Annotated in this window: 26 protein-coding genes and 1 pseudogene; 12 read left to right on the forward strand and 15 right to left on the reverse strand. The window is 58.8% G+C overall.

Features of this window, described 5'->3' with window-relative positions; translation table 11 throughout:
• Window positions 1-36 precede the first annotated feature (36 nt).
• Window positions 37-2,691 carry a glycosyltransferase family 39 protein gene (locus tag QD357_RS18215; RefSeq protein ID WP_183939066.1) on the reverse strand — a complete coding sequence of 885 codons (2,655 nt, stop codon included), beginning with the start codon at window positions 2,689-2,691 and terminating at the stop codon, window positions 37-39.
• Window positions 2,692-3,235: 544 nt separating this feature from the next.
• Here QD357_RS18215 and QD357_RS18220 point away from each other — a divergent pair.
• From QD357_RS18220 to QD357_RS18235, 4 genes are all read left to right on the forward strand, one after another.
• A complete protein-coding gene (locus tag QD357_RS18220; protein WP_107107324.1) occupies window positions 3,236-4,300 on the forward strand; it encodes a glycosyltransferase family 2 protein in 1,065 nt (354 codons plus the stop codon).
• 90 nt (window positions 4,301-4,390) lie between these two features.
• The gene (locus tag QD357_RS18225; RefSeq protein ID WP_107107323.1) at window positions 4,391-5,674 is read left to right on the forward strand and encodes a DUF763 domain-containing protein; all 1,284 of its coding nucleotides are present in this window, start codon (window positions 4,391-4,393) and stop codon (window positions 5,672-5,674) included.
• A 78-nt stretch (window positions 5,675-5,752) separates the two neighbouring features.
• Complete coding sequence (locus QD357_RS18230) at window positions 5,753-5,968, forward strand: hypothetical protein (RefSeq protein ID WP_181316013.1); 216 nt, start codon at window positions 5,753-5,755, stop codon at window positions 5,966-5,968.
• Between the two features lie 109 nt (window positions 5,969-6,077).
• On the forward strand, window positions 6,078-7,016 hold the full coding sequence (locus tag QD357_RS18235; RefSeq protein WP_245407428.1) for an NADP-dependent oxidoreductase: 939 nt from the start codon (window positions 6,078-6,080) through the stop codon (window positions 7,014-7,016).
• 27 nt (window positions 7,017-7,043) lie between these two features.
• Here QD357_RS18235 and QD357_RS18240 read toward each other — a convergent pair whose 3' ends face one another.
• Together QD357_RS18240 and QD357_RS18245 are read right to left on the reverse strand one after the other, a co-directional pair.
• A complete protein-coding gene (locus QD357_RS18240; RefSeq protein ID WP_107107321.1) occupies window positions 7,044-7,436 on the reverse strand; it encodes a GFA family protein in 393 nt (130 codons plus the stop codon).
• Between the two features lie 112 nt (window positions 7,437-7,548).
• Window positions 7,549-9,885: a glucose/quinate/shikimate family membrane-bound PQQ-dependent dehydrogenase gene (locus QD357_RS18245; protein ID WP_107107320.1), complete on the reverse strand. Its 2,337-nt coding sequence runs from the start codon at window positions 9,883-9,885 to the stop codon at window positions 7,549-7,551.
• A 364-nt stretch (window positions 9,886-10,249) separates the two neighbouring features.
• Here QD357_RS18245 and QD357_RS18250 point away from each other — a divergent pair, with 364 nt between their 5' ends.
• A complete protein-coding gene (locus QD357_RS18250; protein WP_246451390.1) occupies window positions 10,250-10,441 on the forward strand; it encodes a hypothetical protein in 192 nt (63 codons plus the stop codon).
• Between the two features lie 96 nt (window positions 10,442-10,537).
• On the opposite strand, the gene QD357_RS18255 is transcribed toward QD357_RS18250, so the two are convergent.
• Together QD357_RS18255 and QD357_RS18260 are read right to left on the reverse strand one after the other, a co-directional pair.
• Window positions 10,538-11,266: an esterase family protein gene (locus QD357_RS18255; RefSeq protein ID WP_107107318.1), complete on the reverse strand. Its 729-nt coding sequence runs from the start codon at window positions 11,264-11,266 to the stop codon at window positions 10,538-10,540.
• On the reverse strand, window positions 11,238-12,221 hold the full coding sequence (locus QD357_RS18260) for an acetylxylan esterase (RefSeq protein ID WP_107107317.1): 984 nt from the start codon (window positions 12,219-12,221) through the stop codon (window positions 11,238-11,240). The genes QD357_RS18255 and QD357_RS18260 overlap by 29 nt, the downstream gene beginning before the upstream one ends.
• 307 nt (window positions 12,222-12,528) lie before the next feature.
• Here QD357_RS18260 and groES point away from each other — a divergent pair, with 307 nt between their 5' ends.
• Both groES and groL read left to right on the forward strand, forming a co-directional pair.
• Window positions 12,529-12,843, forward strand: a complete 315-nt coding sequence (groES, locus tag QD357_RS18265; RefSeq protein ID WP_107107316.1) for a co-chaperone GroES — start codon at window positions 12,529-12,531, stop codon at window positions 12,841-12,843.
• A gap of 54 nt (window positions 12,844-12,897) precedes the next feature.
• Window positions 12,898-14,526 carry a chaperonin GroEL gene (gene groL / locus QD357_RS18270; RefSeq protein ID WP_107107315.1) on the forward strand — a complete coding sequence of 543 codons (1,629 nt, stop codon included), beginning with the start codon at window positions 12,898-12,900 and terminating at the stop codon, window positions 14,524-14,526.
• 103 nt (window positions 14,527-14,629) lie between these two features.
• On the opposite strand, the gene QD357_RS18275 is transcribed toward groL, so the two are convergent.
• The 8 genes from QD357_RS18275 to QD357_RS18310 form a co-directional block, all read right to left on the reverse strand.
• Complete coding sequence (locus tag QD357_RS18275; protein WP_181316012.1) at window positions 14,630-14,803, reverse strand: hypothetical protein; 174 nt, start codon at window positions 14,801-14,803, stop codon at window positions 14,630-14,632.
• 147 nt (window positions 14,804-14,950) lie between these two features.
• On the reverse strand, window positions 14,951-15,283 hold the full coding sequence (locus tag QD357_RS18280) for a cytochrome C oxidase subunit IV family protein (protein ID WP_107107314.1): 333 nt from the start codon (window positions 15,281-15,283) through the stop codon (window positions 14,951-14,953).
• 10 nt (window positions 15,284-15,293) lie between these two features.
• Window positions 15,294-16,016 (reverse strand): heme-copper oxidase subunit III family protein, encoded by a 723-nt coding sequence (locus QD357_RS18285; RefSeq protein ID WP_107107313.1) that lies wholly within the window; start codon window positions 16,014-16,016, stop codon window positions 15,294-15,296.
• 12 nt (window positions 16,017-16,028) lie between these two features.
• Window positions 16,029-16,733 (reverse strand): cytochrome c oxidase subunit 3, encoded by a 705-nt coding sequence (locus QD357_RS18290; RefSeq protein WP_414124669.1) that lies wholly within the window; start codon window positions 16,731-16,733, stop codon window positions 16,029-16,031.
• A complete protein-coding gene (locus tag QD357_RS18295) occupies window positions 16,730-18,508 on the reverse strand; it encodes a cbb3-type cytochrome c oxidase subunit I (RefSeq protein ID WP_107107311.1) in 1,779 nt (592 codons plus the stop codon). The genes QD357_RS18290 and QD357_RS18295 overlap by 4 nt, the downstream gene beginning before the upstream one ends.
• Window positions 18,509-18,564: 56 nt before the next feature.
• Window positions 18,565-19,380, reverse strand: a complete 816-nt coding sequence (locus QD357_RS18300) for a cytochrome c oxidase subunit II (protein ID WP_107107310.1) — start codon at window positions 19,378-19,380, stop codon at window positions 18,565-18,567.
• Between the two features lie 230 nt (window positions 19,381-19,610).
• Window positions 19,611-19,997 (reverse strand): c-type cytochrome, encoded by a 387-nt coding sequence (locus tag QD357_RS18305; protein WP_107107309.1) that lies wholly within the window; start codon window positions 19,995-19,997, stop codon window positions 19,611-19,613.
• Between the two features lie 102 nt (window positions 19,998-20,099).
• A complete protein-coding gene (locus tag QD357_RS18310) occupies window positions 20,100-20,264 on the reverse strand; it encodes a hypothetical protein (RefSeq protein WP_181316016.1) in 165 nt (54 codons plus the stop codon).
• 405 nt (window positions 20,265-20,669) lie between these two features.
• Here QD357_RS18310 and QD357_RS18315 point away from each other — a divergent pair, with 405 nt between their 5' ends.
• From QD357_RS18315 to QD357_RS18325, 3 genes are all read left to right on the forward strand, one after another.
• A complete protein-coding gene (locus QD357_RS18315; RefSeq protein WP_414124670.1) occupies window positions 20,670-21,044 on the forward strand; it encodes a nuclear transport factor 2 family protein in 375 nt (124 codons plus the stop codon).
• Between the two features lie 365 nt (window positions 21,045-21,409).
• Entirely contained in the window at window positions 21,410-21,661 is a 252-nt protein-coding gene (locus QD357_RS18320; RefSeq protein WP_107107307.1) for an antitoxin, read from the forward strand.
• Window positions 21,658-21,969 (forward strand): type II toxin-antitoxin system RelE/ParE family toxin, encoded by a 312-nt coding sequence (locus QD357_RS18325; protein WP_107107306.1) that lies wholly within the window; start codon window positions 21,658-21,660, stop codon window positions 21,967-21,969. Before QD357_RS18320 ends, QD357_RS18325 begins: the two co-directional genes overlap by 4 nt.
• A 143-nt stretch (window positions 21,970-22,112) precedes the next feature.
• Here the strand turns inward: QD357_RS18325 and QD357_RS18330 are convergent.
• Window positions 22,113-22,346 (reverse strand): annotated as a pseudogene (locus QD357_RS18330) (type II toxin-antitoxin system VapC family toxin); the annotation flags it as partial.
• 1 nt (window position 22,347) lies between these two features.
• Complete coding sequence (locus QD357_RS18335) at window positions 22,348-23,061, reverse strand: GntR family transcriptional regulator (RefSeq protein ID WP_414124671.1); 714 nt, start codon at window positions 23,059-23,061, stop codon at window positions 22,348-22,350.
• A gap of 267 nt (window positions 23,062-23,328) precedes the next feature.
• Between QD357_RS18335 and QD357_RS18340 the strand changes: the two genes are divergently transcribed.
• Both QD357_RS18340 and QD357_RS18345 read left to right on the forward strand, forming a co-directional pair.
• Window positions 23,329-24,417 (forward strand): ABC transporter ATP-binding protein, encoded by a 1,089-nt coding sequence (locus QD357_RS18340; protein WP_414124672.1) that lies wholly within the window; start codon window positions 23,329-23,331, stop codon window positions 24,415-24,417.
• Between the two features lie 29 nt (window positions 24,418-24,446).
• Window positions 24,447-25,745: an ABC transporter substrate-binding protein gene (locus QD357_RS18345; protein WP_414124673.1), complete on the forward strand. Its 1,299-nt coding sequence runs from the start codon at window positions 24,447-24,449 to the stop codon at window positions 25,743-25,745.
• Window positions 25,746-25,800 lie beyond the last annotated feature (55 nt).

Here is a 25,800-nt window from a genome sequence, read left to right on the forward strand (position 1 = left end):
CTGGCCTGCAATTTGTTTGCCCGGCTTTCAGCCGGCTTACGACCCATGGCACGCTATCCCCGACGTTTGGGCGGCAAGCGGAAGACAACTGCGAAGATCATATCCGATCCTGTAGAAGAAGCTGCCCACAGGCTCGCCATGTTTCGTCACCTGTTGCTCCTTGATTTCGCTTATCCGGGAAAACAGCGGATCTAGAGAAGCCCGTTCCAGGTCGCCCCTTTTCAGTCCGAAAAGAATGACATTGCGTCCCTGCAGGTCGGCCGGCTTGAACCAGTAGCCATACATCAAGCTATCTTGACCAAGTGCGCCCCGCCCCACGGAGGTCTGAACGGCATCGTCGTCGTCGCGATTGTAAAAGGCGATCTCGCTTGCCACGAAATACTTGTCCATTCCGGCCAGCAGCACCTGCTTACCCGTTTCCTGCTCGACGCTATGTTCGATCAATTCGGTTTGGCGGCCGAATTCCTGCCAGGCGACAGGCAGCGTCCGGATATTGCCGAAGTGGCCGACCATCGGAAATCCGAGGACGAGGTAATGCAGACCAAGCCCGTAGACTACCAGCATGGTCATTACGGTCGGAACCCATAGCCGCCGCAGCAGGCCGTCGAATTTCGACACGCTGTTGCCGGCCGCGACGATGGTTGCCGAAATCGACGGCAGAAGGGCGAGCCAGAGCGGTCCCGTCCAATTCAGCTTGACCTCGTGGAACAGGCTGAATGCGACGAAGACCAGCAGGGGAACGATCGTATAGACCTTGATGAAGAGAGAGCGACGGATAGCCTTTGCGTCCGTCTTCGTCGCGAATGTCACGCTGTTTCTGGTCACCAGTGCCGCCATCGCGGCCACCAATCCCAAGGGCGTCAGCAGGATCACGATACTGGTAACCAGAGAGGGAAGCGAGAAGGTTGTCGTGCCTTCCAAGCGATCCGCACTCTGAAATGCGAACGAAGCCCAGCTATGCGTCGCGTTCCAGTAGATCACCGGTGAGAAAAGCACGGCGGCGAGCGCGGCGGCGAGATACGGTTCCGGCCGCAGCAGCCAACGTCGCGCTCTGGCGTCAAGGAGCAGGAAGATCAGCGTGGCGGGGCCGAGGAGCGCGATCGTGTATTTGGAGAGCATTCCGACGCCGACACACAGGCCGACGCCCCACCAGGCCCGCCGCTTCCCCGCGATCAGCGCGCGCTCCAGAAAATAGAGCGTTCCAGCCCAAGCGGCCGTCAGCGGGACGTCCGGCATCATCATGAAGCCTGTGGAAAAGAAGAACGGCAGGATAGAGATGAGCAGGACGCTGACGAATGCTGCCGACTTGCCGAACAGATTGCGCGAGAACCGGAAAGCGAAGAAGCCGGCCACGATCCAGGCGAGGTAAGCGCCGATGCGAACGCCAAATCCCGTATTGCCAAACAGACTGGTTCCCGCCCAGATCAGCCAGGCAACCATCGGGGGATGGTCGAGATATCCGATGTCGAGATGCTGGGAGTAGTTCCAGTAATAGGTTTCCTCCGGCACGAGATCCACAAGCCCGAGGAAAACCAGTCGCAAAGCAAGGATGTAGCCCAGCACGCCGATCGCCGCCACGCGCCATCGGACGTCGGATGGCATGCGCGGGCGGGCATAGGGGAACACGAAGAAGGCATTGCCGAGATAATTGACGATCGCGGCGGCACCGACGCCGAGGATAATGGCGGCCTGGGGGGGCCACCCGAGAAGATCGACTGCACCGGCAAGCACGCCGCCCCGCAGGGCGAAAGCGAGCAGGCAGATGGTCATGAAGCGGATGTATCGCCGCCAATCCCGCTCATGAGGCCGTGGCCCGTCGCTTGCAAAAGCCCATTTGGAATTCAGGATGTAGTTGGAGATCGTGGCGACGGCGAAGCTGACGAGATGAGCCGTCACCAGACCGAACCCCGCCCCGAAGAGAATCTGAAAGATCAGCAGGTCGATGGCGAGGCCGATGAGGCCGACGCCGGCAAAACGCGTTGCGTTTCCAAAGGAAACCGCGCCTCCGGCAAGGACCATGAGACGGCGGGCATAGTCTATCATATGCCCCCATCCAATCTTGGTTTGCCCATGCACTCGATCGCGAAAGATGATCGGGACCTCGGTCAGCCGAAGCGCATCGCCGCCTTCCGCGATGATTTCGAGACCGATCTTGAAGCCGATTGCCGTCGGATCGATCGCTAGAAGCCGCTCCTTGCGTACGGCAAAGAACCCGGACATCGGATCCCGCATATCGGTCAAGGGCCAGGCCAGGGCGCCGCCGAGGCGGGAGAGGAGCCGGCGAGACCGTGGCCAATCCGGCGTGGCGCCGCCCGGTACATAACGGCTTCCAACCACCATGTCGCTGGTCCCGTTGATGATGGGACGAACGAGATTGCGGATCTCCTCCGGCGGATGGCTGAGATCGGCATCCATGACCACGACGATGTCGCTGCTGGCATATTGCGCTGCCCAGAGTACATCTCCGGCCAGGCCTCCATTTCCGCCTGCGGAAATGAGCCTGACGGGCGCCTTTTTCTCCCATGCCCGGACGCGCTCGATCGTGCCGTCGGTCGATCCGCCGTCGGCGATCAGGACCTCCAGCGCGATGTCGCCACCGGACTGCGAAAACAGCCCTGACAGCAGGACATCGACATTGTCGGTCTCGTTGAGAGTGGGAACGACGACCGAAATGGATTGTTGATGCTTCACGGTATTGTGAGGGGAAACGTCAAGCTCGGATACGAGAGCTCCGCCGGCCGACTTTTGTGACCGGTCCGAAATATTGCGCGAATAGTTCACAGGCTTACAGACAATGACAAAGCGCCGGAGCGCGGGGACGCTAGAACGGCTGAAAATGGGTACAGTCGGACCTGAACGTCCGAATAATAAGTTTGTGTCTGCACTTGCTTCATAAGAGATCGCTTCCTGTTCCGGTGGGGCGCGACTATCGGCAATGACGCTGACAGCCACCTGAAGACTATTTTTTAGTCTTTGATAAGGCGAGACGACATGAGACGTGCCGGGCATTCAACCGGGGTGTTTGGACGTCATGGCCATTCAAAAGCCATAAAGCTGGGGAGGCTCGTCGCCCGTACAGACAAATCAAGTCTATCTTCGCCACCCATCGGCCAGCATGTCTGTGACAGCAGCTTTTCAGCTTCGGAGAGTTGTGCTCGCCGGAATGGGTTTTAATCCACAGGACCTGAATGAGTAGGTTCGCCGCGACCAAAGCAAATTTGCGAGGTTCAATGCGATGCACTCCATCACAGACCGTGCTTTAGTTTCTATTATCATCTCGAACTACAATTACGCTCGCTTTCTACCACGCTGCATCGACAGCGCGTTAGAGCAAAGTTACGACAATATGGAAGTCATCGTCGTCGACGATGCATCGACCGATGACACAGCCGATGTTGTTGCTTCCTACGGGTCGCGGATTAGGGCCTGCCTGAGAGAGAAGAACGGTGGGCATGCAGCGGCATTCAATACCGGTTTTGCGGCGAGCCGCGGTGCGATCGTCCTCTTTCTCGACGCCGATGATTACCTTTATCCGAACGCAATATCCGAGATCGTCGACGCCTGGGAAGACGATGCCGTCCAGGTGCAGTTCAGATTGCATATCGTCGATGAGGATATGCAGGTAAAGGACGTCTTTCCGCCTCCGGAGCTCCCGTTCGACTCCGGCGACGTGACCCCAAAACTGCTGCAGAGGGGACGGTATCAGACGACTGTCACCAGCGGCTTGGCTTTCAAACGCTCGGCTCTGGAGGTGGTCATGCCGGTTCCGGAGACGGATTTTCGCCAGGGCGCCGATGGTTATCTCGTCACCGTTGCGCCTCTCCATGGAAAGGTGACGTCGATCGAGTCCTGCCTTGGAGCCTACCGCATCCATGGTGCCAATCACTCCGTCTTCGCGGAAAAACTTGGTCAGCGCGCGCGCTGGCGAATGGAGCATGACTTCCGTCGCATCGACGCCTTGTCGGATCAGGCAGCCGAGATCGGGTTGACGGTGCCAGAGGATGTCAATCTCCATGATCCCGTCCATTTGGAAGAGCGTCTGGCATCCCTGACCATGGACAAATCCCGGCATCCCATGGTCAGCGATTCCAGATTTGCACTCGGTACTGCCGGTGCCGTCGCCAGCCTGGAGATGAATGCATCGCTGCGACGGCGTGCCATGCTGGCGGCATGGTTTCTTTCGGTCGGCGTCCTTCCCGGCCGCATGGCGAAGGCGATCCTGTCGTGGAAACTCGTCGCCTCCTCCCGGCCCGCCTTCCTGTTGCGCCTTTCGAAGACCATTCGTAGCGCCATCGGATAGGGTCCAGACTGCCTGGGATCAAATCCGTGCATGGCGCAATCCGGTTGCCGGTACTAAAGTGCGTCGTATCTGAAATGGAGTGCGACGAACTTGGCGCAAAGAGCTGGCAACGCGGATCTTCCCTTGCATGGAGGGCGGGTGCCGAAATGGCTCGGCGACCGAATGACGCGTTTGGGCGCCGTGATTACCGAGGCGGTCGTTCAACATTATGGGCGCGACGAACTGTTGCGCCGGCTGGCGAGCCCCTTCTGGTTCCAGTCCTTCGGCGCCGTCATGGGCATGGACTGGCATTCCTCGGGCATCACCACCAGCGTCCTCGGCGCGCTGAAACGAGGCCTGACGCCGCTCTCGGGCGAACTTGGAATTCACGTCTGCGGTGGCCGCGGCGCTCAGTCGCGCAAGACGCCGGATGAACTTACGGCCATCGGCCGTCGTGTCGGCATCGACGGTGTGGCGCTCGCGGCGAAAAGCCGGCTTGTCGCCAAGGTGGACAGCGCCGCCTTACAGGATGGATTCGATCTCTATCTGCACGGTTTCATAGTGACAGACGATGGCAAATGGGTCGTCGTCCAGCAGGGGATGAATGGCGATCGGCGGCAGGCGCGTCGCTATCATTGGTTGTCCGAAGGGCTGACAAGCTTTCTCGATTCCCCGCATGCGGCGATCGAGGGAAGAGACCAGGGCCGGATCGTCAATCTTGCTGATCGGCGCGCCGACCGGTCGCGTGCGGGTCAGCTCGATCTACTTTCATCGCTAGGGCCGGACAGGATCGTGCGCGAAGTCGCCGCGCTGGAAGCAGAGCCGGCGGCAATTGCTGAAAACAACGCGCAACCCATGTTGCCGCACCTGATCATGCCGGCTCATCACGATGTTCGCGAAACCGATGTGAATATGAGGCGATTGCATGGGAATCTGGCGGCGGCAGCCGATCGCGGGCCGGTGGATTTCGAGGACCTGTTGCTGACGCCAGGCGTTGGCGCAAGAACGGTCAAGGCGCTGGCGATGGTTGCCGAAGTTGTGCATGGCGCCCCCTACCGCTTTTCTGATCCCGCCCGGTTTTCGCTGGCGCATGGCGGCAAGGATCGCCACCCTTTTCCCGTGCCTTTGAAGGTCTACGACCAGACCATCAACGTGATGAAATCGGCGGTGCGGAAAGGGCGGCTCGGCCGTGACGAGGAGTTGCAGGCGCTGAAGCGCCTGGACGATCAGTCCCGTATGCTCGAACGATATGTCACCGGCCCCGATCTCAAGGAAATCGTTGCCGGCGAATTCGACAGGTCCACTTTTTACGGCGGACGCAGCGTGTTCGGCTGGGAGCCTCCCGCCCAATCCGAAGACGAGATGGAGAGACGCCGGCAGCCGTCAAAAGACTGACAAAATAGGCTTTCGTGCCAAAGGGAACATATTCCCCGTTCGATTGTTGACATCCTGATAACTGGCGCAAGGAGCGGGATGATGATGACGAATGCTGCGAAAGAGCTGGCGACAGAATATTTGCGGTTGGGTGGCCATCGTCTGCTGGTGATGGACGACAACCTCTTGTCGACGAATTGTTGGGAGCCGGATTCGCCGGAGGCGGACAGCTTCTGGAGCGAGCGTATCGAGACGCTGAGCCCCAGGGGCCGCAACGAGGTGATGTCCTTCCTGCCGTCAATCAACGCCGTCTGATCTGGGCCGGCCATCGACAATCTCTGGAAACGTTCAGCGTCCGAATAGGGCCAGCGAAAGTCGGTGGCGATCGGCCGGCTTCCATTCTCAAACCGTGAGGAGAGAAACGATGAGCGTCATGAAAGCTGTGCGTATCCACGCATTTGGCGGTCCGGAAGTTCTTCGTCTCGAAGAAATCGAACGTCCCGAGCCCAAGATCGACGAAATTCTGATCCGGGTCGAGGCTGCCAGCGTCAACCCTGTCGATTGGAAGATGCGTGAGGGAAGCTATCCGGCTGTTCAGGAAGACGATTTGCCTTACGTGCTCGGTCGAGATGTCTGCGGAACGGTCGAGAAGGTAGGGGAGGGGGTCGGCGCGTTTCGCCTCGGCGAGGCGGTCTATGCCTTTCTCAATCCACGGCACGGCGGTTACGAACAATTCGTCATCGCCAGGCCGGAAGAAGTAGCGCCGAAGCCGAGGCTGATGAACCCGGTGGAGGCTGCCGCAATTCCGCTGGCGGGCATTACCGCATGGCAGGGCCTATTCGAGCATGGCGGGCTTCAGGCAGGCCAGCGCGTCCTCATCCATGGCGGCGCGGGTGGTGTCGGTCATTTGGCCATTCAGTTTGCGAAGGCGAAAGGCGCCTGGGTCGCGACGACGGTTTCCGGCGGCGATATGGAATTCGCGCGTTACCTCGGTGCCGATCAGGTCATCGACTATGAGAGTGAGCGCTTCGAGGAGGCGATCCAGCCGGTGGACATGGTGTTCGATCTCGTCGCCGGCGAAACCCAGGATCGGTCGTTCAGCGTGATAAAGACGGACGGTATCCTAGTTTCGACGCTTGCCCAGCCCGATAAGAAACGTGCAACCGAGCTAGGGATACGCGCCATTCGCTATACGGCGCAGCCGAACGGTGTGCAGCTCGCGGAAATCAGCCGCCTCATCGACGATGGAAAGGTGCGCGTCGAGATTCGCCGCGTTTATCCGCTTGATCAGGCGCGCGCCGCACAAGAGGCGATCATGAACGAACATAATCGCGGCAAAATCGTCTTGCGGGTCGAGCATTGATGCACGCCCTGCCGGGTGTATTTCCCCTTAAAGTCCGGGCTGATCGGCCACTCGATCCTGATCATATTGCTCCGCGCCCGGTAAAGGCTTCAGCCAGGGTTCGCGCCGCTTTACCCAGAGTTCGTAGGTCGGAACCATATCGGTCGGTGCGCTATCGAGGCATCCGAACTTGATCTCGGCCTCGACGTCGTTGATCGCAAAAACATGCGACCCACAATGAGGGCAGAAGCTCCGGCCTTCGTAGGCGGTTGTCTCGCCCGTCGTCGAGAAGGCCTCGGCCTTCCAGATCCCGAAAAACGCAAAGGCCGAACCGCTTTCTTGGCGGCAGTCGGTGCAATGGCAAATACCGACGCGGTTCGGCTCACCGCTGATGGAATAGCGAACCCTTCCGCAGCGGCATGATCCATGTCGCAATGTCATTTCAAAAGCCTCCGTGCCTATTGAGTGCAACCTGACGCCTCGCGCGAACTGGAAACATCAGACATTGGGGAAATGTTCCCGATAGCGAAGACCGCTCTCGCCGCCGTCTGGCCTAAGGCAGTCGGTAGGCGATGACATAATCGCCGGGCTTGGTGCCGATCGAGCCGTGGCCGCCTGCGACCATGACGACATATTGCTTGTTGTCGCCCGCCGTATAGGTCATCGGCGTCGCCTGGCCACCTGCGGGCAAGCGAGCTTGCCAAAGCTGCCGCCCGGTGGTGACGTCATAGGCGCGCAGATAGTTGTCGACCGCCGCTCCGAGGAACGCAACGCCGCCCTTGGTCATGATCGGTCCGCCGATTCCGGGAACGCCAACCTTGAAGGGCAGGGGCAGCGGCGTCATGTCATGCACCGTGCCGTTTTTGTGCTTATAGACGATCTTGCCGGTCCTGAGGTCGACGCCGGCGACGTAGCCCCATGGCGGCGCCTGGCAGGGAATACCGAGCGGGCCGAGAAACGGCCCCATATAGACGCCGTATGGCGCACCTTCGTTTCGGTTCAAACCCTGCTCGCTGCCCTTCTCATCCTGACCTCTTGGCGGGATATTCGCACGGGCAACGAGTTCGGAGGTGAAGGCGAGATAGGTTGGCATGCCGAACATGATCTGGCGTTCGGGATCGACGGCGACGCTGCCCCAGTTGAAGGTGCCGAAATTGCCGGGATAGATGATCGATCCACGCAGGGATGGTGGCGTGTAGCGGCCCTTATATTTGTACCGGTGGAAGGCGATGCGGCAGGCGAGTTGATCGAGGAGCGTCACCCCCCACATGTCTTTTTCCTGCAGCGGCGGGGGCGAGAAGGTCAGATCCGAAATCGGCTGCGTCGGCGCGGTGTAATCTTCGGGAATGGCACCACCCGGTGCCGGTATCTCCTTGAAGGGAATGAGCGGCGCGCCGGTGCGCCGGTCGAGTACGTAGATGTCGCCCTGTTTGGTCGAAGCGACAAGCGCGGGAACCACTGTGCCATCGGATTTTGTCATGTCGAAAAGAACGGGCTGCGCCGGAACGTCCATGTCCCATAGATCGTGATGGACGAATTGCTGTACCCATTTGAGCTGGCCGGTGTTGATGTCCAACGCAACGACCGAGGAGGAAAAGCGCTCGACATTTGCGCTGCGGCCCATCCCGAGCTGATCGGGGACCTGATTGCCGAGCGGAATATAGACCATGCCCAAGGCTTCATCGACGCTGAACACCGACCAGCTATTGGGCGAGTTGGTAGTGTAGGTCTGACCGGCCAGGAGGGGCGTCGTCTGGTCGGGGTTGCCGGAGTCCCAGTTCCAGAGCAGTGCGCCGGTCCTGATATCGAAGGCGCGGATGACGCCGGATTGCTCCTGAGTGGAATAGTTGTCGTTGACGGCCCCGCCGACGATCAGCTTATCCGCGACGGCAACGGGCGGCGAGGTCGAGTAGTAGTAGCCGGCCGGGTTGTACTTCATTCCAGCTTCTAGATGGAGTGCACCCTGGTTGGCAAAGCTCGTACAGATCTTGCCATTGGCGGCATCGAGCGCGATCAGCCGCGCGTCGGACGTGGGCAGATAGACGCGGTCGGCGCAGGGTGTTCCGGCCGTCGCCGTTTGATCGTGGTAGTAGGTGACACCACGGCATGTCTGATGTTGGCGATCCGGATTCATGCCGGAATTGGCGTCGAATTTCCATTTCTCCTTGCCGGTTTGCGCATCGAGCGCGATCGCCAGATTGTGTGGCGTACACAGGTAGAGGGTGTCGCCGACCTTGAGCGGCGTCACCTGATAGGTCGTCTCGCCGACATCGTCCGGGCGCTTTACGTCGCCGGTTTGATACCGCCAGATTTCCTTCAGATTGGCGACGTTCTGGACATTGATCTGATCGAGCGGCGAATAGCGCTGGCCGAAAGGTGTCCGGCCATATTGATGCCATTCGCTATCCGCTACGTCGCCGCCCATCGGCGCATTAGCCGCAACCGTCGTCGGCAGCTCGCCTGAATGATCATGCGGATCGGTGGTCATCGAATAGATCGCGACGAGGATGGAGACGATCAGCGGTACGGCAAGTGGCCAGGGATTTGCGGCGTAGTCGACGCCCGCCGGGCTGCGGAAACCGAGTGGACGCCTGATCCAGGGCGTGAGCATCCAGAGCCCGATCAGGATGATGAGGCCGCCCCGCGGGCCGAGCTGCCACCAATCGAAGCCCACCTCCCATATGGCCCAGAGGAGTGCGGCGAGCACGAGGATTGCATAGAGCCAAAGGGCAGCCGGTTTGCGCATGAACAGCAAAAGCGCGGTGGCGATGAACATCAGGCCGGCAAAGAGATAGAAGAAACTGCCGCCGAGCAGGACAAGCCATAGTCCGCCGCCGCCGAGCCATAAGCCGATGATCGCCAGAAGTGCCGATGTGATAAGAATGGCCATGATCTACTCCAGTCTCTATCCGCTTGTTGGCGGCGATTGATCGAGCGCAGGCGACGACGATCGGTCAGGATCCGCTTGCGGATCACACCCGGCGAAGCTGAAACTCGGGAGAGTGAGGGTGGAAACGATATCGATTGGGGTCGCCGATTTTGGATCGATCCATGAAGACCTCCAAAACAAAATCTTAAGTTGAACGTAAGGCCAGCGGAAATGTTCCGCGCAAAGCGAGCACCTTTGTTGGCGCGCTGAAATTGCTCGGCTCACCCAAATTGATTAACGATCGTAGTTAATTTTTTAATAATTTTGTGTTTACTCATGGAACTAAGCGCGGGACTAATCGTTTCCGCGCGGCACCGGAGGAAACATGATGAATTTCAAAATCGTCACCGCTCAGTCCGAAGTGGAAACCGAGGACACCGGAACCTATCCAGATGGCATGATGGAGCGCGATCGTATCGACTTTTCCTCAAGTCGGGAAAAACTTAACCGCAGATCTCACGAGCGCGACTACGGTGCCGGCAAAAAGCTTGCGCCTATCCCGGTCGGCTACGTGTGAGCCGGCCATCCATTGATACCTTGATGGTTCGAGAGCAGGTCTCTCGGGCAACGATCGCCGCAGCTTTTGCCCTTCGGCCTTTACTCAGGCCGGTCGTCAAATGTACAGCGCCGCCATTTTACGCCACGCGCCTGCCCGATGGGCACGGCCGCCCCAGACATGCAGTTGATGACCGACCTGTTTGTCGACGAGAAGCTGGCTTAGGTGGCGGTTGTTGTCGAGGAAGGGATCTGCGTCCCCGATGGTGAGGACGATGTCGACCTGACGTAGACTTTCGAGCCGGCATTCGCAGGAAAGCCCTGGAAGGAAGTGCGTCGGCGTGTGGAAGTAGACATTGTCGTCGTAGTATCCCTCGAACAGGTCGCCGAAGTATTCGACCTTCATCGTGAGATCGTAGCGGCCGGAAAAGGCGACGAGCTTGCGAAAGAGGTGAGGGTGGCGAAAGACCAAGCTGGCCGCCTGGAAGGCGCCGAGGCTGCAGCCGTGTACGATGGTGCAGTCATGAGGATTTTTCTGCGCCATCAGCGGCAGAACTTCGTTCAGAATATATTCCTCGAAGGCGGCGTGCCGGCGAATGCGGTCGGCCGGATGCTGTCGCGATCCGTAGAAGGTCTCGGCGGCCAGACCCTCGATACAATAAAGCTGGAGATGACCGGCCTGCAATTTGTCGGCTAGGCTGGCGACGATGCCAAGCTGCTCATACTCCCAGAAACGCCCGTCTCTCGTCGGAAACATCAATACCTTGGCGCCGGCATGGCCGAACACCAGCAGCTCCATGTCTCGATGCAGGCGCTGGCTATACCAGCGCAGGTATTCCCGGTTCATGGCACCTAAAAAATCGTTCGACTTTTTCGCGAAGCACCGCTTGTTGCTCGGTGCTGCCAACATAGTCGAAGTGACCGGCGTCCAGGATGAAGATTTCGTTAAACTTTGGCAGCGCGTTCGCCACCGCGAACTGGCAGGGCGGCGCTACCGCGGGATCGAAGAGGGCTGCTGCGACGAGCATTGGTACCTTGATACGGGCCGCCGCGTTTGCGGCATCGAACAGGCGCAGGGTTTCGAACACGCTTCCATGCTTCTTCTCGTACGCCTGGACGGATTGCGCGCTGCCGATCGTCGGCAAGCTCAGCCATAGCGACCTGTGCCCGAAGGTCGGTACGATGAGATGCCCGCGATCGATCCGGCTGTCGAAGGGGATTGCCAGCGCCCCGATACCGCCGCCGAAGCTGATGCCGCTGTAGCCAATATGCCCCTCAAGCCAGGGATAAAGGGCAATAAGCGTCGAGACGGCGAGCCACAGATCGTCGACGCAGCCGCCGATGATATAGGAATCGGGTTTTTCGATACCGTAAAGCACATGCCCGCCAGGATCGGCTGGAATCGGCGGACGAGCGCTGAGGGAGAGGCCGCGAGAGCAAGGAAACAGTATGGCCGTCTCTTCCACCGACAAATCGAAGTCGGGCATATCCCGCCCGCCATAGCCATGTCCCACGACAAGGCCACGCCGCACCGCCCCGGTGCGGGGAAGAAGCAGCCAGCCGCTGATCCGAAACGTGCCAGTCGACCTATAGGTCACGTCGAGAACATGCCAGTCGGGATGCTGGATTTTGCTGCGGCGGAGTTTCGGCTGGGGATCGACCGCGATGGCGCGCCGATACCGCTCGGTCCAAAAATCATCGAAACCGGAGATTTCCTCGGGCGGCTTGATCGCCAGGAGCTGCTCGAGCTGCATGCCATAGGTCGGATCGAAGGCGAAGGGGTGTGTCGTTGGAACGCTCATCTTGTGCTTGTCCCGCGAAAGGATTGGCGAGGCAAGACTGGAACCTCGGCAATGCCCGCAAAACCATGTCATCTGCCACAGCGTTCAGGCTGCGAGATGTCGAACGACTGAATAGAATTCATCTTTCTTTCGATCGCATTAGAAGTCGTGGGCGCAGAGTGCTAAAGTTCTCTTATTTCCCTTGTAAGCGCGGTTTCCGGAACCAGATCAAATTTCGCCGGACGCTAGAGGGTTTCGGCATCTATCCGGACGGTCGTCCGGCCCGGTCACGGGGCATTGATCATCATTGTTTGCCATGGAGGAGAGCATGACGTTTCGACCGCTTCACGATCGCATTCTCGTTCGCCGCGTCGAATCTGAAGAAAAGACGAAGGGCGGCATCATCATCCCCGACACTGCCAAGGAGAAGCCGCAGGAAGGCGAAGTCATCGCCGTCGGCTCTGGCGCACGCAACGAGGCCGGCCAAGTCCAACCGCTCGATGTCAAGGCCGGCGACCGCATCCTGTTCGGGAAATGGTCCGGTACCGAGATCAAGATCGACAATGAAGACCTGCTGATCATGAAAGAAACCGACGTCCTGGGCATCATCGAGTTTCCGGCGGAAGACCAGAGGTCTGCCTGAGCCGTCTTCTTTCAAGCATCAGTCAAAACTGCGCTGCCTATGGAGGAGTAAAAAATGGCTGCCAAAGAAGTCAAATTTCACACCGACGCCCGTGAACGCATGCTGAGGGGGGTGGATATTCTCGCCAACGCGGTCAAGGTGACGCTCGGTCCGAAGGGCCGCAACGTCGTCATCGACAAGTCCTACGGCGCTCCGCGCATCACCAAGGATGGCGTCACCGTCGCCAAGGAAATCGAACTCGAAGACAAGTTCGAAAACATGGGCGCACAGATGCTGCGGGAGGTCGCCTCCAGAACCAGCGATATCGCTGGCGATGGCACCACGACCGCAACCGTTCTCGCCCAGGCCATCGTTCGCGAAGGCGCCAAGGCTGTTGCAGCCGGCATGAACCCGATGGACCTGAAGCGCGGCATCGACCTCGCCGTCGACGCCGTCGTCAAGGAACTGAAGACAAACGCCCGCAAGATCTCCAACAATTCCGAAATCGTTCAGGTCGGCACCATCTCTGCCAATGGCGACCCGGAAATCGGGCGCTATCTGGCGGAAGCCATGCAGAAGGTCGGCAATGAAGGCGTGATCACCGTCGAAGAAGCCAAGACGGCTGAAACCGAACTCGAAGTCGTCGAAGGCATGCAGTTCGATCGCGGCTATCTCAGCCCCTACTTCGTGACCAACCCGGACAAGATGCGGGCGGAACTGGAAGACCCATATATCCTGATCCATGAGAAGAAGCTCTCCAACCTTCAGGCCATGCTGCCGATCCTCGAGGCTGTGGTGCAATCGAGTAGCCCGTTACTGATCATTGCCGAGGACGTCGAAGGCGAAGCGCTGGCAACGCTCGTCGTCAACAAGCTGCGCGGTGGTCTGAAGATCGCTGCTGTCAAGGCTCCGGGCTTCGGCGATCGCCGCAAGGCCATGCTGGAAGATATCGCCATCCTGACGGGCGGTAGCGTCATCTCCGAAGACCTCGGCATCAAGCTGGAAAACGTCACGCTCAACATGCTCGGCCGTTCCAAGAAGGTGATGATCGAGAAGGAGAACACCACCATCATCGATGGTGCCGGATCGAAGGGCGAGATCGAGGCGCGTGTGACGCAGATTCGTGGTCAGATCGAGGAAACCACCGCCGACTACGACCGCGAAAAGCTGCAGGAACGCCTTGCCAAGCTCGCTGGCGGCGTTGCCGTCATCCGCGTCGGCGGCTCGACCGAAATCGAGGTGAAGGAAAAGAAGGATCGCGTCGACGATGCACTGCATGCGACGCGTGCGGCCGTTGAGGAAGGTATCCTGCCGGGCGGTGGCGTGGCGCTGATGCGCGCGGTCAAATCGCTCGACGGGCTCAAGGCCGAAAACGAAGACCAGCGCGTCGGTGTCGAGATCGTCCGCCGGGCGATCGAGGCGCCCGTCCGCCAGATTGCCGAGAATTCCGGCGCCGAGGGCTCCATCATCGTCGGCAGGTTGCGCGAGACGGCCGATTTTTCGTTCGGCTGGAACGCTCAGACCAGTGAGTATGGCGATCTCTACGCCATGGGTGTGATCGACCCTGCCAAGGTCGTGCGCACGGCGCTGCAGGATGCAGCCTCCATTGCTGGGCTGTTGGTGACGACGGAAGCGATGATCGCCGAGAAGCCGAAGAAGGGCTCCGCGCCAGCTCTGCCGCCCGGCGCCGGAATGGACTTCTGAGGATTGCGATGGTGGCTCGCCCGATCGGGCGGGCCATTGTCGGCGCAGATTGGGAGGAGGTTCGAACAATCGTTGGGCTATGCAAGCCTAACTTACAATGGAGCTAGTTGCTTCCATCGTTCTTGCGCGCTTTGGCGCTGTCATTGCTGGATGACGAGATTGTTTTGCCGTCAGGCTGTTGACCGAAATAGGTTCCGCCAAGATGACCGCCGGCGCTGGTGTTTTTCACTTGGCGTTCGGCTCGCTTCTGGAGCTTATGAACGTCGCTTTTGCTCATTTTTGTCTCCGTTGTTCAAGTCGTACACTTGAACAACTGGTGCGGACAGGATGGGTTCCCCAGATTTTTGAGATCGAACCTTCACGCTAAGGTGAGCGAGCCGCCGCGAAAGTCGGCTGGTGTCGGCACCATGGCCGCGTCGTCCCCCTATTGGTCGGCGCCGAAAAAGGCCAGCCGGGTAAGCGCCGTATAATGCGATTCCGACACCATAAGGGCGACGAAGACAAGCACCAGGACTGGCGGAACCAGAATAGCGTAGATCAACGCTAACCGTTCCCAGGCCATGTGCATGAAAACGGCAACGATCAGCCCCGCCTTGAGGATCATGAACAGCAGGATCAGAAACCATCTGAGATAGCCCTGTATGCCGAGATAGTCGACGAGATAGGAGAAGGTGCTGAGGACGAAGAGCAGCCCCCAGACCACCATATACAGTCTTATCGGATGCTGCTGTCCTGAATGTGCCTGCGTCTGTGCCATGATGCCATCCTCACCACAGATAGAAGAATGCAAAGATGAATACCCAGACGAGATCGACGAAGTGCCAATAAAGCCCCATGATCTCGACGATTTCATAATGGCCCTTGCGGCTGGTGAAAAATCCTCGTCTTCCGTGATCGAAATCTCCGCGCCATACCTTGCGTGCGATGATGAGGAGAAAAATGACGCCGATCGAGACGTGGGTGCCGTGAAAGCCGGTAATCATGAAAAAGGAGGAGCCAAACTGTGCCGCACCCCAGGGATTTCCCCAGGGGCGAACCCCTTCCGTGATCAGTTTGGTCCATTCGAATGCCTGCATTCCGACGAATGTCGCGCCGAGAGCCGCTGTCGCCAGCATCAGCACAGCCGTCTTGCGCCGATCGCGGCGGTATCCGAAGTTGACGGCCATGGCCATCGTGCCGCTGCTGCTGATGAGGACGAAGGTCATGATAGCGATCAGGATCAGCGGGATTTCCTGGCCGCCGATCCTTAGGGCGAAAACCTCGCTGGGATTGGGCCAGGGAACGTTCGTCGACATGCGCGCCGTCATATAGGCCAGCAGAAAACACCCGAAAATGAAGGTGTCGCTGAGGAGGAATATCCACATCATCGCCTTGCCCCAGGAGACGTTCTTGAACGCCCGCTGGTCCGATGACAGATCGGCCGCGACGCCGCGCAGTCCCGTCGGCCGCAGAAGTGGATCGTGTACCGGTCTTTCTATGGATTCGGTCATCGTCGAAGCTCCTCAGGTGACCAATTGACGGCAGAGATCGGCGAAACTATTGGCCCAGCCGGCAAAAAGCGCAAAAAGGACCAGCCAGACAACGAGCATGAAATGCCAGTAGATGGCGCAGAGATCGACGCTCAGGCGCACTCTCGCCTGCCCGACGTTGCCTTGGGCACGGATTGTCGTGCGCCCGAGCACGAAAAGCCCGCCAAGAATGTGCAGGCCGTGCAGCCCGGTAATCATGTAGAAGAAGCTGTTCGATGGATTGTCGGCGAGCACATAGCCCGCCGCAACCAATTGCCGCCACGCCAAAACCTGCCCGACAAGGAAAAGAACGGCGAGCACCAAAGCCACCGCAAGAGCCGTGTTCAGCATCTCGCTGCGGTCAAGACGGGCTTCGGTTTTCGCCCATTGCAGGGCGACGCTACTGGCGGCAAGGGCGGCCGTATTCACCCAAAGCAGCCGAGGGATGGGAATGCTCCACCAATCGGAGCCGCTGAGGCGTGTCAAGTAGGCGCTGATGAGGAGCGCGAATAAGGCGCCGACGACGGCGAGAAAGATGCCGAGACCGACTTTTGCCGTTGTCTCCGACGATCCCCGCATCTCCGGCGCATCGTCCACCAAGCCCGTTTCCAACCAGGGCTTCGAGGTCAGCCTCTGCCGCGCCATCCACCAGGCGATGATGCAGGCAATCCCCGCCATGAAGATGAGAATGGCGCTCATGACGACGCCCTTTCGGGCAATCGGCTTGGCGCCGGCTGGTTCTGCGGAATGAAGTCCTGATCCGCGCCGGGCACACTGTAATCATAGGGCCAGCGATAGACGATCGGCAGCTCCTTGCCCCAATTTCCATGCGCAGGCGGCGTTTGCGGCGTCTGCCATTCCAATGTCGTTGCCCGCCAGGGATTGCCGCCCGCCTGCCGGCCCCAGCGTAGGCTCCAGGCGAGATTGAACAGGAAGAGAATCTGTGCAGCGCCGACGATCAGCGCGGCGACGGTGATGAACATGTTCAGCGTATGCGCTGACGGCGGAATGAAGGCCGTTTCGCCGAGCTCGTAATAGCGGCGCGGCACCCCCATCAGACCGAGATAGTGCATCGGGAAGAAGATCGCATAGGCGCCGAGGAAGGTGATCCAGAAGTGGATATGGCCCATCGTCACGTTCAGCATGCGCCCGGTGACTTTCGGATACCAATGGTGGATTGCGCCGAAGATCACCAGGATCGGCGCGACCCCCATCACCATGTGGAAATGGGCGACGACGAACATGGTGTCTGACAGCGGCACGTCGACGACGACATTGCCGAGAAAGAGGCCGGTCAGCCCGCCATTGATGAAGGTGACGATGAAGGCCAGAGCAAACAGCATCGGCATTGTCAGATGGATATCGCCGCGCCAGAGCGTCAGTACCCAGTTATAGACCTTGATTGCCGTCGGAATGGCGATGATCAAAGTCGTGGTCGCAAAAAAGAACCCGAAGTTCGGGTTCATGCCGCTGACATACATGTGATGCGCCCATACGACGAAGCTCAGCGCTGCGATGATGACGATCGCCCAAACCATCATCCGATAGCCGAAGATGTTCTTGCGCGCATGCGTGCTGATCAGATCCGAGACGATGCCGAAGGCTGGAAGTGCAACGATATAGACTTCGGGGTGACCGAAGAACCAGAAGAGATGCTGGAACAGGATGGGGCTGCCGCCCCCTTGCTGCAACTGCTGGCCCATCTCGACGATGGCAGGCATGAAGAAGCTCGTGCCGAGCAAGCGGTCGAACAGCATCATGACGGCGGCGACGAAGAGGGCCGGGAAGGCGAGCAGCGCCATGACGGTTGCGGTGAAAATCCCCCATACCGTCAGGGGCATCCGCATCAGGGTCATGCCGCGGGTGCGTCCCTGCAGCACCGTGACGACATAGTTCAGCCCGCCCATGGTAAAGCCGATGATGAACAGGATCAGCGATGACAGCATCAGGATGATGCCCCAGTCACGCCCTCCCGGCGTGCCCGATAGAAGAGCCTGCGGCGGATAGAGCGTCCAGCCGGCGCCCGTCGGTCCGCCGGGCGCGAAAAAGCCGACGACCAGCACGATGACGGCAAGCAGGTAGAGCCAGTAGCTCAGCATATTCGCATAGGGAAACACCATATCGCGCGCGCCGAGCATCAGGGGGATCAGATAGTTGCCGAACCCGCCGAGGAACAGCGCCGTCAGCAGGTAGATCACCATGATCATGCCGTGCATGGTGATGAACTGGTAATAGTGGTCCGCATCGATAAAGGAGAAGTAGCCGGGAAAGCCGAGCTGCAGGCGCATGAGCCAGGACAGCACCAGCGCCACCATGCCGATGGAGATGGCGGTTAGAGAATACTGAATGGCGATGATCTTGGCATCCTGGCTGAAGACATATCTCGTCCACCAGCTTTTCGGATGATAAAGCTCCACATCCTCGACTTCAGCGGGCTGGATGACCTGCTCGGTGCCCGATCCAATATCGACCATATTCCATCCTCCCTGTTCCTTCCGATGCGGCCTTCCTCTTCAGGTACCGGTCGCACTTACTTGGCCGCCGACTTCTCCGCAGACGCCAGCGATTTCGCGAAAGTCGGCTGCTGCTGCAGCCAGGCTTGATAGGCGGTGTCGGTATCGACGACGACCGTGCCGCGCATTTGTGGATGACCGACGCCGCATAGCTCCGCGCAGAGAACCTCGAAGGTTCCCGTCCGCGTCGGCGTGAACCAATAATAGGTGACCGTGCCGGGGATCATATCCATCTTGGCCCGGAACTCCGGCACGTAGAAATCGTGCAGCACGTCGATCGAGCGCAGCAGCACCTTCACCGACTTGCCGGCCGGTATATGCAGTTCGCCACCCTCGACGATAACGTCATCCAGGCCCGCAGGATCATTCTTGTCCAGACCGAGCGGGTTGTCCGGAGTGACGTCGCGCGTATTCGCCCGCCCAAGCCGCCCGTCCGCCCCCGGCAGCCGGAAGCTCCATTGCCATTGCTGACTGACGACTTCGACCTCGCTGGCATCGGCGGGGACCGTGACGAATTGTTTCCACACGAAGAGGCCCGGCGCGAGCATTGCCGCGACGCCGATCGCGGTTCCGGCGGCAAGCCACCATTCCAACCGCTTGTTTTCGGGCTGGTATGCCGCCTGGTTTCCGGCGCGGTGCCTGAAACGGAAGACGCAATAGGCAACGAACAGCACGACGACGGTGAAGACGACGCCGGTGATCCAGAACGTGATGATAATCGTGTTGTCGATATAGCTCCAATTGGAAGCGATCGGCGTCCACCACCAAGGGCTCAGCAGGTGGAACGTGATCGATCCCACTACCAGTAGAACGAGAACCAATACGACAGCCATCGTCTCCTCCCTGACCCGGCCGAGCGTTTCCACAATCCCATCGCGAAACGTTTTAGTATTATCTCATGAACAAATCACACGGGCAATTGCAGCAACGGCAGCTGTTCATCCGGCGAACCACACGGGGCATATCAACGCCGCGGGCCGGATCGGCGGCGTCCATCATTGAGCCGAGCTCCCGCCGATCCGACGGCGACATAGAAAACAGCTCATCCGCATCAGGCATCTCGCTATTTGGAATATTGCTTCAGATAGGCGATCAGATTGGTAATCTCGGTGTCATCCTTTATCCCGGTGAAGGTCATCTTCGTGCCCTTCACCTTTGCCTGGGGCGCATGCAAATAGTCGCGCAGCGACGTCTCGTTCCATACCAGGCCATCCTTGCCCGCCTGCTGCATGGCGGGCGAATAGGCGAAATTTGGATGTGTTCCGGCCGTCCTGCCGAACAAGCCGTTCAGCGAAGGGCCGACTTTGTTCTGATCGGTTTCGGCGATATGACAGATGGCGCATTTCTTGAAGACGGTGGCGCCGGCCGTGGCGTCACCCTCCTGCGCGAGGGCATCAAGCGGTAGAGCAAAGGCGAAAAGCAGACAGATCGGAAGAAAACGGTAAGACATGGCAATCCTCATTCTCTTCATCGCTATCCCAACCAAGGCGACTGCCATCTGACAGTTCGCAACGGCTTGGAGGATGATCCCACGGAAAATTTTCTTGTGAATTCAAAGCGTGCGGTTCGGATAGGCGGAGGCAATCAATTTTCGATATAAATGCCAGGTCGGATGCCCGAGGATGGGCATGACGACAAAGCTGGCAAAGATCGGGATCGTGCCGACGACGAGCAGCGCCGCGACGATCAATCCCAAAAGCGCGGCCGGCCATGACATGAAACGCCGCCACAGCAGCTCTCCTCCACCACCACGATCCGGCTAACAGTGCGAAGATGCCCGGCAAATTTCTACCGACACGTCAAACCGCAACCGGTAGTCTAGTTTTATCAAATCTCTTTGCCTTTGTCGCCTATTCCTTAAATTAGATGTTCGTCATTTCTTGTGGTAACGATCAAGCAGGGACATATGATCTCAAGCAGCCCATAAGGCGCCGTAGCGAACTCGTCGCAGGCGTTCATTCAGGATGCCGCTACCCTTGTCGCGAATTTTGAGGTTTCAGAGGGAGGCCGAGGCCTGCTTCAGGTGCAGCCCACAGTTCATTCTACTGAGCTGCCGCCGCGCAATGGCTGGAAAAACACCACGCCCTGAGAGAGTCATGCATCGTCAGATGGGAAATCCGATATGGAAGATCAAAAATTCAGAATGGCACTCGAACAGCATTGGGCCGCTTCGGACGCCGGGGATTTCGAACTGGAACATGAAATTTATCAGGACAACGCTCTCCTCGAATATCCTCAGTCCGGCGAGCGGATCCACGGTCGTCGAAAGATTCAGGAAAGCCGGTTCGCTCAACCAAACAAGAAGCGCTTCAGCGTCCGCCGCATCGTTKGCAGCGGCGAACTCTGGGTTACGGAATTCGTCCTCACCTACGATGGCATGCCTTCCCACGCCGTAAGCATCATGGAACTCACGGATGGTCTTGTGGCGAAAGAGACCCAATACTTCGCGAATCCTTTTGATCCGGCGCAGTCGCGCGCGCACCTGGTCGATCGATAATGGGCAATCGTGTTGATTGGGGAGCACGGAGTTGATCTTGTCCCCAGCTACAGGAAAAGGGTTCTCTTCCGCACCAAGTACGAAAGTTCGACGCTGCGCGACTATCTGGGCGTTTCACGCCTAGCTCTCGCGTAACTTTTCAGAGCCGGCAAGTTGCAGATCGCCGTCCGCAGTTCGATTCTCATCAACTGCAATGCACACGTCGAGTGACCGGGTTCGGTTCTGCTCCCGTCAAGGGCTGGATAGGCGGATCGGCATCTTCTTCGAAATAGCATATCCGTCCAAATGACATCAGAGCATCGCGGCCGTAGCCACATACCCACATATGTGCTAATGTGGGTCTCCATAGTTCAGGAACACGTGAGATGAGCCGATTGACGATCGACATAACGGACCAGCAACATCAAAGCTTAAAGGCGCTGGCGGCTTTGCAGGGCAAGACAATCAAGCAGTATGCACTCGAGCGCCTCTTTCCCGGAGACACAGATGGAGAACGAGCCTGGGAGGAGCTGAAGACGTTAATGAACACGCGCATCAATGAAGGGCTCGCCGGAAAACTGTCGACCAAAACCGTAAGCGAGATCCTCGACGAGGAGATTGCCGAGGGTCGTGCTTGACGGCCTACATTCTTACCGCAGAGGCGGAATCTGATCTACGTTCGGTAATCCGCTACACACGAGCTCAATGGAGTGCCGCCCACGTACGCCGCTACGTCTCGGCGTTGGAGCGAGGTATCGCAAACCTTGCCGTGGGCAAAGCTCCTTTCAAGGATATGAGCGCGCTTTATCCGGCGTTACGAATGGCGCGATGCGAACATCACTACGTCTTTTGTCTGCTTCGAGAGGAGGCGCCTGCCCTTATCGTGGCAATTCTTCATGAACGCATGGATCTCATGAAGCGTTTGGCTGCTCGTCTGAACGAATGATTTTTGGACGAAGGCGAGATGGCCCGAGCGAAAGGCCAATAAATCGTTGTTGTCGAGTGGTTCAAAGGGGGATCGCCTGTTCTGATCCCTCAAGAGCGAGAGATCGGAAAAATCCGGAAGCCTCGGCAGCACCATTTAGGTGTTTAGTTGCGTGCATTGCCCGGTGTATGCAGTGAAGCGCCTGCCTTTTCGGCCGCCGCCTGCAGGCGCTTGTCACTGGTCCATAACGCCGCTCGCCGATCAAGCAGTATCGAGGCGAGCAAATGGGCATCTGTATAGCCGATGCCCATACTGAAAATGCCATGGCGATCAATCATTGTCATCACTTCGTCGTGCGTTGCGACGAACGCTTGGCGCTGGGCCGCCAGGAAAGCTAGTCTAAGGCTCGAAGGCTTCCTTCAGGCCGAAGCTCTTGCGCTCTCGCAGATCGAGATCCGCTTCGATGTGCGAAATATGGTGGAGCATGAGATGGCACGCCGTCTCGATATCGTTGCGCTCGATGGCAGCGATGATGTCGCCATGTTCCGCATGGCCGCAGCTCGACGCGCTCGACTGGCCGTAGAGCGCGATCACGAGCGACGAGCGGGCGACGAGCTCTTCCATGAAGCGCTGCATGATCAAATTGCCGGAGATCGAGGCGAGCATAAGATGAAAATCGCCCGACGCCTTGATTTCGGCGCGGCGCGCGGACTGGCCGCGCTCGTTCATGAGCCGGCCTTCCTCAAGCAGAAGCTGCTTCAGGTGTTGAACCTCTGAGGGCGTGATCCTTCTTGCCGCTTCGCTGAGAATGCCGGGCTCCACCAGACGGCGGGCAGCGAAGATCTGCCGGGCTTCGTCTGGAGAAGGATAGGCTACGAAAGCGCCACGGTTCTTCTCGACGCTGACAAGTCCTTCATAGGAGAGGGCCTGCAAGGCGGCGCGCGCCAGCGTCCGGCTGACGTTGAAGAGATTGCCGACATCGCTTTCCGAAAGTTTCGTGCCTGGCGAAAGCCTGCGCTMGACGATCGCTTCGCGAATGGCGTCGCGGATCTGCTGCGCACCGGTTTCAGTGGAATCGGAGGTTGTCTGAAGCGCGTCGACTGTGGAGGTCATGAAATCGGATACCTGATAATCGGCGTGATGGTATCCGTATTCCTTACAAAAGTTAAATGGAATTTGCCTCAAAATGGCGGTTAAATTGTATACGATTTTATGCCGATATTGCAGACAAAAGCCTATTTCGTGTGCAGACGAGTGTTTACCTCTCCCGAGGCAATTTTCTGAGTTTGCCGCAAAAAATCATGATTCACAAAGAGTTGGTGCGCTGCACCAGAATTGGCACGGCAGATGCATTGTCTTTCTCAAACAGAGGAAGACACGATGTCGAAAGCGGCAGAGATCGATATAGCATCCGTTTCGAAGGTCTATGGCACGACGACCGCCGTGCATGCGATCAGCCTGAAGATTCCGGCCGGCTCCTATTGCTGCTTTCTAGGGCCGTCCGGCTGCGGCAAGACATCGACCCTTCGCATGATCGCCGGTCATGAAAGCATTTCGTCGGGCGATATCCGCCTCGGAAACATCGTTGTCACCGATTTCCCGCCTGCCAAGCGCGGCACGGCGATGATGTTTCAATCCTATGCGCTCTTTCCCCATCTCGACCTCATCGACAATGTCGCTTTCAGCCTGAAGATGAAGGGCGTGGACAAGGACGAGCGCCGGGCCAAGGCGCTTGACATGCTGAAGCTGATGCAGATGGAGGCCTACGCCACGCGGCGTCCGGCGCAGCTTTCCGGCGGGCAGCAGCAACGTGTGGCGCTTGCCCGCGCGCTGATTACAGACCCCGAGGCCCTGCTGCTCGACGAGCCGCTGTCGGCGCTCGATCCGTTCCTGAAGATCCGCATGCGTGCAGAGCTGAAGAAGCTGCAGAAGACGCTCGGGATCACCTTCGTGCATGTGACGCACAGCCAGGAAGAGGCCATGGCGCTCGCCGATATCATCGTCATCATGAACGATGGCAGGATCGAGCAGGCCGCCGCGCCGCGTCAGGTCTTCGAGCGTCCGGCGACGGCCTTCGTCGCTCGCTTCATGGGGGACCACAACGTCCTCTCCGGGCGGGTTACGTCCAGTGAAGATGGCGTTCTGACGATGACAGCTCCCGAGGGGCAGACATTTTCCGTGCGCGGAACCGGCAGGGAGGTGGGCGAGGCTGTCGATATCGGCATTCGCACTGACCGCGTGAGCCTGCAGGAGGCCTCCGAAAAGGCCCTCGGCTTCAATGGCATCGTCTCCAACATCGAATATCGCGGCGCGTCGGTGAAAATCACCGTCATCGGCGCGGGCAGCGACGACTTCACGGTCATCGCGAGCGACGGCGATTATTTCGCCAAACCCGTATCGGTCGGCGATGCGGTGTCTCTGAGCTGGGCCTTGGAGGACGCAATCCTCCTTGGCCGGGCTTCCGCATGAATTTCAAGCATCACAAAAGGGGAACTGACATGACGACTGAAACGAAGACGACCAAGGCGGTAAAGGGAATCTCCCGACGCTCACTATTGAAGACCGGCGCTGCCGCCGCCGGCGCGATCGCAGGCTCCGGCCTCATCACCGGCTTTCCGACGATCTGGGCGCAATCCAACATCACGCTTCGCCAGTTCGGCACCGGCGTTTCGAACATCAATGCGATCGCCGAGAAATGCAAGGCCGATCTCGGCATCACGCTGGAGATGACGGCGACCGATTCCGACGCCGCCGCCCAGCGCGCCGTTACCCAGCCGGACAGCTATGACATTGCCGACATCGAATACTGGATCGCCAAGAAGGTCTTCCCGACCGGCGTCATGCAGCCGATGGACGTCAAGAAGCTCAAATATTTCGACAAGATCGTGCCGCTGTTCATCAACGGCAAGCTGAAGCCGGACAGCGTCATCGCCCAGGGCACGGCGCCGCACACGGTCGGCTTCGTCGAAGCGCAGGGCTCCAAGAAATTCGCCAAGGAGCCGACGCAGTGGATGACGATGGTTCCGACCATCTACAACGCCGACACGTTGGGTGTCCGTCCGGACTTGACCGGCCGCCCGATCACGAGCTGGGCCGACATTCTCGATCCCGCATTCAAGGGCAAGACCGCGATCCTCAACATCCCGTCGATCGGTATCATGGATGCCGCGATGATCATGGAAGCTGCCGGCAAGATCAAATATGCCGACAAGGGCAACATGACGAAGGCGGAGATCGACAAGACGATCGACTTCCTGATCAAGACCAAGGGTGACGGCCAGTTCCGCGCCTTCTGGAAGTCGTTCGACGAAAGCGTCAACCTGATGGCGTCGGGCGAAGTCGTCATCCAGTCGATGTGGTCGCCGGCCGTCGCTGCCGTTCGTTCCAAGGGTATTGCCTGCACCTTCCAGCCGCTAAAGGAAGGTTATCGCGCCTGGGGCGGCGGCCTTGGCCTCGCCTCGCATCTCAAGGGCGCGCAGCTCGATGCAGCCTATGAATATATCAACTGGTACACGTCCGGCTGGGTCGGCGGCTATCTCAACCGCCAGGGCTACTATTCCGCCTGCATGGAAACGGCCAAGCAATTCATGTCGGCCGACGAGTGGGGCTACTGGATCGAAGGCAAACCGGCCCAGGGCGATATCCTGTCTCCGGAAGGCAAGGTTATGGAGAAGGCCGGTGCCGTTCGCGATGGCGGCTCGTTCGAAGCCCGCATGGGCGCGGTTGCCTGCTGGAACTCGGTGATGGACGAAGACCGCTACATGGTCCGCCGCTGGAACGAGTTCATCGCCGCCTAAGCAGCATCGCCCTCAAATCAAATCCTCTCCCCGTAAGCGGGGGGAGGAAGCCGCA

Source organism: Rhizobium sp. BR 317, from assembly GCF_047445835.1.
Lineage (GTDB): Bacteria > Pseudomonadota > Alphaproteobacteria > Rhizobiales > Rhizobiaceae > Rhizobium > Rhizobium paranaense.

What these genes read in the sequence shown, in the direction of transcription:
- QD357_RS18220 (WP_107107324.1), top strand. Translation starts at nt 3,236, where the DNA reads ATGCACTCCATCACAGACCGTGCTTTAGTTTCTATTATCATCTCGAAC.
- QD357_RS18230 (WP_181316013.1), top strand. Translation starts at nt 5,753, where the DNA reads ATGATGATGACGAATGCTGCGAAAGAGCTGGCGACAGAATATTTGCGG.
- QD357_RS18235 (WP_245407428.1), top strand. Translation starts at nt 6,078, where the DNA reads ATGAGCGTCATGAAAGCTGTGCGTATCCACGCATTTGGCGGTCCGGAA.
- QD357_RS18240 (WP_107107321.1), bottom strand. Translation starts at nt 7,436, where the DNA reads ATGACATTGCGACATGGATCATGCCGCTGCGGAAGGGTTCGCTATTCC.
- QD357_RS18245 (WP_107107320.1), bottom strand. Translation starts at nt 9,885, where the DNA reads ATGGCCATTCTTATCACATCGGCACTTCTGGCGATCATCGGCTTATGG.
- QD357_RS18250 (WP_246451390.1), top strand. Translation starts at nt 10,250, where the DNA reads ATGATGAATTTCAAAATCGTCACCGCTCAGTCCGAAGTGGAAACCGAG.
- QD357_RS18255 (WP_107107318.1), bottom strand. Translation starts at nt 11,266, where the DNA reads ATGAACCGGGAATACCTGCGCTGGTATAGCCAGCGCCTGCATCGAGAC.
- QD357_RS18260 (WP_107107317.1), bottom strand. Translation starts at nt 12,221, where the DNA reads ATGAGCGTTCCAACGACACACCCCTTCGCCTTCGATCCGACCTATGGC.
- groES (WP_107107316.1), top strand. Translation starts at nt 12,529, where the DNA reads ATGACGTTTCGACCGCTTCACGATCGCATTCTCGTTCGCCGCGTCGAA.
- groL (WP_107107315.1), top strand. Translation starts at nt 12,898, where the DNA reads ATGGCTGCCAAAGAAGTCAAATTTCACACCGACGCCCGTGAACGCATG.
- QD357_RS18275 (WP_181316012.1), bottom strand. Translation starts at nt 14,803, where the DNA reads ATGAGCAAAAGCGACGTTCATAAGCTCCAGAAGCGAGCCGAACGCCAA.
- QD357_RS18280 (WP_107107314.1), bottom strand. Translation starts at nt 15,283, where the DNA reads ATGGCACAGACGCAGGCACATTCAGGACAGCAGCATCCGATAAGACTG.
- QD357_RS18285 (WP_107107313.1), bottom strand. Translation starts at nt 16,016, where the DNA reads ATGACCGAATCCATAGAAAGACCGGTACACGATCCACTTCTGCGGCCG.
- QD357_RS18290 (WP_414124669.1), bottom strand. Translation starts at nt 16,733, where the DNA reads ATGAGCGCCATTCTCATCTTCATGGCGGGGATTGCCTGCATCATCGCC.
- QD357_RS18295 (WP_107107311.1), bottom strand. Translation starts at nt 18,508, where the DNA reads ATGGTCGATATTGGATCGGGCACCGAGCAGGTCATCCAGCCCGCTGAA.
- QD357_RS18300 (WP_107107310.1), bottom strand. Translation starts at nt 19,380, where the DNA reads ATGGCTGTCGTATTGGTTCTCGTTCTACTGGTAGTGGGATCGATCACG.
- QD357_RS18305 (WP_107107309.1), bottom strand. Translation starts at nt 19,997, where the DNA reads ATGTCTTACCGTTTTCTTCCGATCTGTCTGCTTTTCGCCTTTGCTCTA.
- QD357_RS18310 (WP_181316016.1), bottom strand. Translation starts at nt 20,264, where the DNA reads ATGTCATGGCCGGCCGCGCTTTTGGGATTGATCGTCGCGGCGCTGCTC.
- QD357_RS18320 (WP_107107307.1), top strand. Translation starts at nt 21,410, where the DNA reads ATGAGCCGATTGACGATCGACATAACGGACCAGCAACATCAAAGCTTA.
- QD357_RS18340 (WP_414124672.1), top strand. Translation starts at nt 23,329, where the DNA reads ATGTCGAAAGCGGCAGAGATCGATATAGCATCCGTTTCGAAGGTCTAT.
- QD357_RS18345 (WP_414124673.1), top strand. Translation starts at nt 24,447, where the DNA reads ATGACGACTGAAACGAAGACGACCAAGGCGGTAAAGGGAATCTCCCGA.